This window comes from Mycobacterium sp. P4_H6, assembly GCF_056400845.1.
In genome coordinates, this window is sequence record NZ_JBFUKN010000014.1 from 89,777 (window position 1) to 97,901 (window position 8,125).

Consider the following 8,125-nt stretch of genomic DNA (forward strand, 5'->3'; position numbering starts at 1 on the left):
ACAAGCTATTTCGCCAGCGTGAACTGACCCACGTCGATCAACCCGCTGCGAAACAGGGGCGGGCAGCCCACCAGGTACTTCATGTAGCGGTCGTAGACCTCCTGGGACTGCAGGGCGATGGCCTCATCCTTGTGTGCCTCCAGCGCCGCCGACCAGTAGTCGAGCGTCGTGGGGTAGTGGGGCTGCAGCGACTGGTACCGGGTCACGGTGAATCCGGGTTTCACCGCATGTGCGTCGACCATCCGCACCGACGGCAACCGGCCGCCGGGGAAGATCTCGGTGATCATGAACTTGCAGAACCGGGCCATGTCGAAGGTCAGCGGTATGCCCAGAGCCAGCACGTCGTCGGGATGCAGTCCGAGGATGGTGTGCAGCAGCATGATGCCGTCGTCGGGCATCGCCTGGTAGGCGAAGGTGAAGAAATCGTCGTAGCGGTCGAAACCGAAATGCTCGAAGGCGCCGATCGATACGATCCGGTCGACCGGCTCGTCGAACTGTTCCCAGCCGCGTAGCTCCACCCGCTTGGAGCGCGGGCTGTCCGATGCCGCGAACAACCGCTCGACGTGGGCCTGCTGATTCGCGCTGAGCGTCAGCCCGATCACGTTGACGTCGTAGCGCTCCAGCGCGCGGTTCAGCGTCGAGCCCCAGCCGCAGCCGACATCGAGCAGTGTCATGCCCGGTTGCAGGTCCAGTTTGCCCAGCGCCAGGTCGATCTTGGCGGTCTGTGCCTCTTCCAGCGTCATATCGTCACGCTCGAAGTACGCGCAGCTGTAGGTCTGCGTCGGGTCGAGGAACAGCCGGAAGAAGTCGTCGGACAGGTCGTAGTGCGCTTGGACGTCTTCGAAGTGTGGTTTGAGATGCTTGGGCATTGGCGTAAGAGCCTTCCTGAAGAGCACCGCGGCGCTCACAAATGTCCCCCGACCGGTGAGCTACCCGGTTCTCTCCGATACTGACGCTAGCCGTTTCGGGTGGCATTCGATACCCGTGTCAATTTCGCCACCACGGCCGATCTCCCGGTCTAGCGTCGGAAGCACACCCAGATGTAAGGAGACCGACATGCCTCGACCCAATCATCCAGACAGTGATCATGGCCGCCACGACCGCGACCGTGACGGGATACGGCCGATGTCCAATGACGGCTGTAGATGTCATTGCGGCACATGTAAGGGCGGTTCGCATTGCAGCAACGTGGCTGCTGGTTGCACGATTCGGTGACCCCCGGCCAGAGCCACGAGAGGATATCCTGAGCGCTAATCGACGGTTGCGCTGACGGCAGGCTCGCGTGGCCGGTGAGCTCAGGCTGGGCCGGTTCACAGAAGCGCCGACAGGGGAGAGGGTTGCCGGAGTATTCGAGCAGTTTCGCCGTTTTCGGGGGCCTCATCCGCGCGTGGTGGAACGAGCCCGTCGCCTACGCAAACCAGGTGCAGTACTTCACCAAGCGCTCGATGGCCAAGACGATCCAGGTGGCGATCGGCATCGGCACCGGGCTCGACGGCATTGCCTCACTGGTGTTACTGCAGCCGTTCGCGAGTAACTCTGTTGCCGGCGTGGCAATGGCGATGTTMGCCGTCCTGCAGATCGCGTGGGGTCTGGCGTGGTGCTTTCTGCCCTGGCCGTCGCGCTCGTTCTCACTGGCATTCGTCGCGTCCGCCGACGTCGCCATCGCGGCGGTGGTGCTGCTGGACGGGAGCTGGTTGTTCGCTCTGTTCGGTTGGTACTTCTTCACCATGATGTCGGTGTACGTGATGTTCTTCGATGGTCCTAAAGTTGCTGTGGGACACGCACTATGGGTGATTCTGACGACGTGCCTGTTCGTCGCGGGCGCCAGTCCGGCAGCGCTCGACAAGGCCGAACTGGCGGTGTTGGCATTGGTGTGGGTGGTGCCCATGGTCGCGGCGCCATTGGGCATCCAGTGTGGCATCTGGGCCATGCGGAACGACGCCTATGAGGCGGTCACCGACCCGTTGACCGGGCTGCTGAACCGGCGCGGGCTGCACCTGCACATCGGGGACCTCCTGCGCGACAACATCACCGCCGATGCCGAGGTGGACGTGATGGTCATCGATCTGGACCGGTTCAAGGACGTCAACGATGCCTTCGGTCACCCGGTCGGCGACAAGGTCCTCGTCCGCACTGCGCGAAGAATCAAGGCCGCCGTTCGTGGTAGCGCATTGGTGGCCCGAGTCGGCGGTGAGGAATTCGTGGTGATCGATCTGGCCGATTCCGGTCAGACGGAGCGTGACTCGGATCGGGTGCGTGACGCGATCGCGGCCCCGGCGGATCCCGTCATCACGGCCAGTGTCGGTGTCACCAGCGTTGCCATCACGGACTTCGCGGCGCCGGGACTGGATTCCCTGACGGTGCTCGACACCATCATCGAGCGGGCCGACAGCGCAATGTTCGACGCCAAACGCGACGGCGGTAACGCGACGATCCGCATCCGGCCGTGAAGGCGGGCACGCAGGAAGCACCCCCCACGGCGCCGGGGTCACCGACGCCATCGGCAACCCGCACGGCTGTCAGGAGGCCCTGACCAACTCCACGACCGGGATGATGCGCTCGGTCTTGCGTTGGTACTCGCCGAATTGCGGCTCGACGGCGACCTGTTTGGCGTAGACGCCGTCACGTTCGTCGCCGTCGAGCACGCGTGCCGTCGCCGCGAAGGTGTCGGTGCCGAGTTCGACGGTGATCTCGGGATGCGCGACCAGGTTGCGGTACCAGTCGGGATGGGTGTCGGCCCCGCCCTTGCTGGCGAAGATGTAGATCCGGCCGTCGTCCAGCAGTGGCACCAGCGGCGCGATGCGCGCGGTCCCGGACTTGGCGCCGGTGTGGTGCACCAGGACGAGCGGCTTGCCTTCGAACACGCCGCCCGCTTTACCTCCAGTTTCCCGGAATTCGGTGATCACGGCGGCGTTCATCTGGTCGAACTCGTTCTTTTCCATGCAGTCAACGGTAGTACGCGCTCAGCGCACCGTCCGTCTGGCCGAGGCGAACAGGTTGACCCCGGTGGCCTCGCGGCGGATCTCCACGGCGCTGGTTGCGAACTCGGACTGCGCGAACAGATTAACCAGATCCTGGGGTGACCGGTGGATCAGCCTCCAGTCCAGGAGGTGATCCATGAACGCCTTGTCCGGGTTGTCGATGTCGAAGTTCCCGACCACCGCGGTTCCCCCGAGGCGTAAGCCGCGGAAAATCCAGTCGAGCAACTTGATCACCAGGTGATCGGGCAGGTAGTCGATGAGACCGATCGAATAGATGAGATCCTGACCGCGCAGAGCCAGGGTCTCGCGTCCCAGAGCCAGTTTGACCGCGTTGGCCCGCACGAACGAAACCCGTTCCTGCGCGCCGATATCGACCGCGATGCGCTGCGCGTAGTCCAGGGCCTGATCATCGATGTCCAGGCAGGTCACCACGATGTCCGGGTGCTCGGGTTCGGTGAAGATGTCGAAGATCTCCCGGGCAGGCCCGCAGGCCAGGCTGGTGATCCGCGCTGGTCTGTCGTCGCAGACCTGCCGTGCGGTGTCGATGATCAACTCGCGCAACAGTTGTCGACGGTTCTTGACTGCCCGCGAGGCGGCGATGTCGAGAAACCACCGGTCGATGAAGGGACCGAGCCTGCGCACCCCGTCCGGTTCGTCGTCATACACCATCTGCAGGGTCAGATAGTCCCCGGCGTAGCCCCGAGGTTTGGTGTAGGAACGATCGACCAGGGTGCTCAGCCCCAGGTATGGATACGTTTCCTCGTGCACGAACGCACCCAGCTCATTGGCATCCGGTGCGCCTCCGCGCAGGTGCACCCGCATCTGATCGGACAGCGCCTCGCAGGCGGCATCGACTCTGGCCTGCACCGCTTTGTGTGCCAGATGGCCATCGATGATCAGTCTGTCGGTGGCTCTCATCGCGGTCTTGAATCGCGCTGCGGCGACGGCAAGTGGATGTGTCGTTGCCACAGGCGAAGTCGCGTCTGTCATGGTCACAGCGCAATTCTCGTGCGCGGCGGCGCCGGTGCCATGAGTAGAGCGCTACCTGTTTCGACGCCTTCGGCTATGGCCCGGCGTTCAGCGTCAGCACCGAGATGTCCGGCGGTGCGCCGACCCGCACCGGCGGACCCCAGAACCCGGCCCCGCGGGACACGTACAACTGGGTGTCCTGGTGCGTCGACAATCCGGCCAGCGACGGCTGCACCGCCTCCACGACGTACTGGAACGGCCAGGTCTGGCCACCGTGGGTGTGTCCGGACAGCTGCAGATCCACCCCGCGGGCCGCTGCCTCCTCGACCATGACCGGCTGGTGGGCCAGCAGCACCGTCGGGCGCGACGGATCCACTCCGGCCAGCGCACGGTCGTAATCCGGTGGGTCCCCGCGTTCCTCACCGGCCAGGTCGTTCACCCCGGCCAGATCGAACGACGCACCGCCACGCCGGATCGCGGTGTTCTCATTGCGCAGCGGCGATACCCCCAACCGCTCCAGCTCACGCAACCACGGCACGGTGTCCTCGACGAAATATTCGTGGTTACCGGTGACGAAAAAGGATCCTTCGCGAGACACCAAGTCCTGCAGGGGCTCTGCGGCATGGCCGAGCTTCTCCACGGTGCCGTCGACCAGGTCGCCGACGATGGCCACCAGATCGGCATCGGCCTCGTTGATCATCCGGACGATCCGCTCGGTGTGCCGCCGCCCGAGCAGGGGACCCAGATGGATATCGGAGACCACCGCGATCCGGAACCCGTTGAACGCCGGGTCCAGGCGGCGGAGCCGGATCGGCACCTGCAGGACGTTGGGCGGACCGAGCGCCGTGGCGGCGCCGTAGCCGACCAGCCCTGAGGCCGCGACACCCGCAGCGACCGCACTCGTGCGCGCCAGGAACACCCGCCGGTTCACTCCCGCCGCGGCGGTCGGCTCGTCCGTTGTCGCGGACGGTTCGTCGGTCACGACCGACTCGGGCGGCCTGCCGCGCTTCACCCAGCCGTGCAACAGCAACCGCACCGGCTCCAGAACCAGCAGGGCCAGCAGCAGGTATCCGACCAGTGCGAACCAGATATAGCCCGGCCAGGCGAACCAGGCGGACTCGTCGATCCCGGTGAACCGCGGCACCATCAGCGTCATCACCAACAGTGCGGCCAGCGCCAGGAACACCGCCGTCAGGACCCAGCGGGTACGGCCCGGGCCAGTGGTGTCCTTGATCACCCGTTTCCACACGTACAGGTGTGCCAGCCCGAGAACCGAGCTCAAAATAACGATGAACATGCAGGCGATCAGCCTCGCGCCCGGACCAGACTCATCTCAAAAGCCTAGCCAAGCGTCACCCGCAGCCAGGCCGCTGTGACCACGTTCACCAGCGATTCCATAAAGGGCGGTGCTGCATGGCATGATTCGCCCGCGCACCGGGTACATGGGTGCGGACGGCGAAAGGAACTCCGATGGCTGGTGCCGCTGCTTTGAGTGGACGCACGGTGGGTACCTGCCCGGGATGCGGTTACCCGGTGATGGGCCCGCATCCGTGCGCGGCATGCGCGCCCCTGATGGCGGCCGCACAGGGCGTCGCTGCACCGGACGGCCCTGTCGTCGCCGCCTGAGGGCATCGCCGCCGGTATTTCGCCTATTCTGCACGCCATTTCGCGGTGAGAGCTACCGGCGCCCAGTCCGGCCACGAGGGCGTGCCAACCTCGAACCCGGCGTTCAGCTGGGCCACGATGCGCGGCCCGTGCCGGGCGCTGTTGTCGTAGAAGCTGGTGGCCTCGGCGCGCAGCGCGGCGATGGCGACCAGGTCCCAGAGCCGCCGGTAGCGTTGCCGGATCTTGTCCTCGGGCACCTGGTGGCCACCGGCTCGCACCCGGAACCGCACCCGCTCGACGGCCAGCTCCTCGGGGATCAGCACCACGTGCAGCACCACCGTGTAGCCGGCGATGTGCGCGGCGTCGATCAGATCGAGTTTGGACGGATGCGAGAACACTGTCTCGGCGATGAATGACTCACCGAGTTCGATCAGCTTGGCCCTGGTGTCAGCGGCGATGCGGGCAGCCTCGTAGGCATGCTCGACAGCGGCGCCGGGCCAGCGGTGCTTGGCGATCTCATCGGCGTTGACCACCGGGCTGCCGGGAAGCAGTGGCGCCAGCGTCAACTCGATGAAGGTGGACTTGCCGGCACCGTTGCAGCCGACGACGAGGTCGAGGCGTTTCACCTGTGCGGGTGCAGCACCGACGAACTACCGTCAGGGCGGTGCTCGACGATCTGGCCGGAATCGTCCAGCGCGACGGTGGTGATCCCACGTGCTGCCAACAGGGCCCCGTAGTCGGTGCCGGTCAGGTTCTCCTCGATGGCCGCCGAGATCTCGGCGTTGAACACGACGCCTTCCTCGGCGCTCAGCTCTGACAGTTCCACCCCGCCCGCCAAAGCGGCCTCCACCTTGCGGCGCGCGGCGCTGTGCTGACCCGACACCGAGCGCCCGATCCGGGCCCAGTGATCGAGTTGCTGTTTGGCCGAACGGCTCTGCCTAGCGCCCTCGGCGGCTGCACTGTCCATGAGATCAGCGGCGACCCTGGTCACGCGATCAGCGGCATTGGCCATGACGATCCCCTTCGCTCGTAGCAGTCTGCTACCAGTGTAGCAATATGCTACGGCCGTCTACTGTGGGTGGCCCGCCAGGTACTCCGCCACCGGGATGGTGCTGTTCTGCGCATACCCGATGGGCAGCAGCACGTCGCCGGCCGTCGTCCGGTAATACACCTCCCAGTCGTGGTAGCCGACGAATGCCGCGGGATCGGCGGCCAGCACCGCCGCGTAGTTCTTGACCGCCTGCACGTAGTGGTCGGAGTTGTTGTACCGGTACAGGGCGTGGTCGGGATCGTTGCGGAAACCGTTGGCGGACAGATACCGCCCGGCCGCCATGATGCTGTCCCGCGGCGCGTGGATGTCACCGCCGGCGCCGTAGGCGGCGAATGTCGAGGGCAGGAACTGCATCGGTCCCTGCGCGCCCGCGGTGCTGGTCCCCGCGATGCTGCCCAACCGGGTCTCGATCAGATTGACCGCGGCCAGGTAGTTCCAGCCGACACCGGAGGCGGCCTCGGACTCGCGGTAGTGGGCCAGCAGTTCCTCGGCCGGACGCAGGGCCTCGATGCGCCATGCGGGCACAGTGTCCTTCGCTTCGTCGGTCAGCAGCGCGTCCAGGTGCCTGCGCGCCTCGATGTTCAGGTCGTAGGCCGTCAGCAACGGCGCCGGGATTCTGGGGCGGACCACGCTGTCCCACTCCGGGTGTCTGCCGATGGCGCGGTAGGCCGCCTGCTGACGTCGAGCGGCCGCGCGGCGAACCTCGGGCGCGGACGACGGATTCCGTAGCGTCTGCTCGTCGGTGACCAGGTCGTCGGCCACCTGCGCGGGCTCTTCCGCCAGTCGGGGCTGGGCGGGCACGGGTGTCTGCGGTGGCGGTGGTGTCGTTGGCGCCGTGCTGGTTTCGGCGGCCGTCGGGGGAGTCGAGGATGTGTGCGGTGTGGCCGGGGAGGACGTGTCCGCACACCCCGAGAGCGCGATGAGCATTACGAAGGCCGCAGCGAACCGGGCGGCGACGCCGCGAACCGGCGTCGGGCCAACTCGTGCATTCGTGTCCATCAGGCGGTGTCCGGGCGGTAATTTGCGGTACAGATTCGGCGAGCAGCGTGTGACAGCGATGTGGCGACGATAGCAACGCCGCGAAGCGAATCGATCGCAACCGCGCCAACCCGGTGCGCGGACGTCGGAAGGAACTCCATGGGTTACGCCAACCACATCGGTCGTGTCGGCGCTCTGGCGGTAACCCTGGGAGTGGGTGTCGCGCTGGCCTCGGCACCGACCGCGTTCGCGGAGACGGGCGACTCGTCCTCGTCGTCTTCGTCCTCTTCGTCGTCGAGTTCGAACAGCTCGTCCAGTTCGTCGTCGTCATCGGACTCCAGCGCGTCGAGCACAGGGAGCAGCACGTCGTCGGAATCGAATGCCCCGAGCACCGGCGAGACGAAGACCACCAAGACCACCAGGACCACCCGATCGGCCGCCGGCTCCGACACGGTGAGCGTGCCGCTGTCCGACCGCACGTCCCCGGTGCGCGCGACCACCGCCCGCACCGCCAAGACCAGCCCGCTGTCGGCCGGTGCGC

At 66.1% G+C, this 8,125-nt stretch carries 9 protein-coding genes and 1 pseudogene; 2 read left to right on the forward strand and 8 right to left on the reverse strand.

Annotated elements, in window-relative coordinates; all coding sequences use genetic code 11:
* Nucleotides 1-5 precede the first annotated feature (5 nt).
* Nucleotides 6-869, reverse strand: a complete 864-nt coding sequence (locus AC1DTF_RS08420) for a cyclopropane mycolic acid synthase family methyltransferase (RefSeq protein WP_057166142.1) — start codon at nt 867-869, stop codon at nt 6-8.
* A 468-nt stretch (nt 870-1,337) separates the two neighbouring features.
* Between AC1DTF_RS08420 and AC1DTF_RS08425 the strand changes: the two genes are divergently transcribed.
* Nucleotides 1,338-2,450, forward strand: a complete 1,113-nt coding sequence (locus tag AC1DTF_RS08425; RefSeq protein WP_477473750.1) for a GGDEF domain-containing protein — start codon at nt 1,338-1,340, stop codon at nt 2,448-2,450.
* 69 nt (nt 2,451-2,519) lie between these two features.
* On the opposite strand, the gene AC1DTF_RS08430 is transcribed toward AC1DTF_RS08425, so the two are convergent.
* The 3 genes from AC1DTF_RS08430 to AC1DTF_RS08440 all read right to left on the reverse strand — a co-directional run bounded on the left by AC1DTF_RS08430 (nt 2,520) and on the right by AC1DTF_RS08440 (nt 5,247).
* Entirely contained in the window at nt 2,520-2,942 is a 423-nt protein-coding gene (locus AC1DTF_RS08430) for a nitroreductase family deazaflavin-dependent oxidoreductase (protein WP_057166140.1), read from the reverse strand.
* A 21-nt stretch (nt 2,943-2,963) separates the two neighbouring features.
* Nucleotides 2,964-3,899, reverse strand: coding sequence for a class I SAM-dependent methyltransferase family protein (locus AC1DTF_RS08435; protein WP_477473751.1), 936 nt, complete (start codon nt 3,897-3,899; stop codon nt 2,964-2,966).
* A gap of 145 nt (nt 3,900-4,044) precedes the next feature.
* On the reverse strand, nt 4,045-5,247 hold the full coding sequence (locus tag AC1DTF_RS08440) for a metallophosphoesterase (RefSeq protein WP_477473752.1): 1,203 nt from the start codon (nt 5,245-5,247) through the stop codon (nt 4,045-4,047).
* A 173-nt stretch (nt 5,248-5,420) separates the two neighbouring features.
* Between AC1DTF_RS08440 and AC1DTF_RS08445 the strand changes: the two genes are divergently transcribed.
* Nucleotides 5,421-5,576, forward strand: a complete 156-nt coding sequence (locus AC1DTF_RS08445) for a hypothetical protein (RefSeq protein WP_156409073.1) — start codon at nt 5,421-5,423, stop codon at nt 5,574-5,576.
* A 23-nt stretch (nt 5,577-5,599) separates the two neighbouring features.
* On the opposite strand, the gene AC1DTF_RS08450 is transcribed toward AC1DTF_RS08445, so the two are convergent.
* From AC1DTF_RS08450 to AC1DTF_RS08465, 4 genes and pseudogenes are all read right to left on the reverse strand, one after another.
* Nucleotides 5,600-6,181 carry an ATPase gene (locus AC1DTF_RS08450; protein WP_477473753.1) on the reverse strand — a complete coding sequence of 194 codons (582 nt, stop codon included), beginning with the start codon at nt 6,179-6,181 and terminating at the stop codon, nt 5,600-5,602.
* Nucleotides 6,178-6,567, reverse strand: a complete 390-nt coding sequence (locus AC1DTF_RS08455) for a TA system antitoxin ParD family protein (RefSeq protein ID WP_057166136.1) — start codon at nt 6,565-6,567, stop codon at nt 6,178-6,180. Before AC1DTF_RS08455 ends, AC1DTF_RS08450 begins: the two co-directional genes overlap by 4 nt.
* Nucleotides 6,568-6,624: 57 nt before the next feature.
* Nucleotides 6,625-7,533: a lytic transglycosylase domain-containing protein gene (locus AC1DTF_RS08460; protein WP_477473761.1), complete on the reverse strand. Its 909-nt coding sequence runs from the start codon at nt 7,531-7,533 to the stop codon at nt 6,625-6,627.
* A 215-nt stretch (nt 7,534-7,748) separates the two neighbouring features.
* Nucleotides 7,749-8,125, reverse strand: a pseudogene (locus AC1DTF_RS08465) (hypothetical protein); the annotation flags it as partial.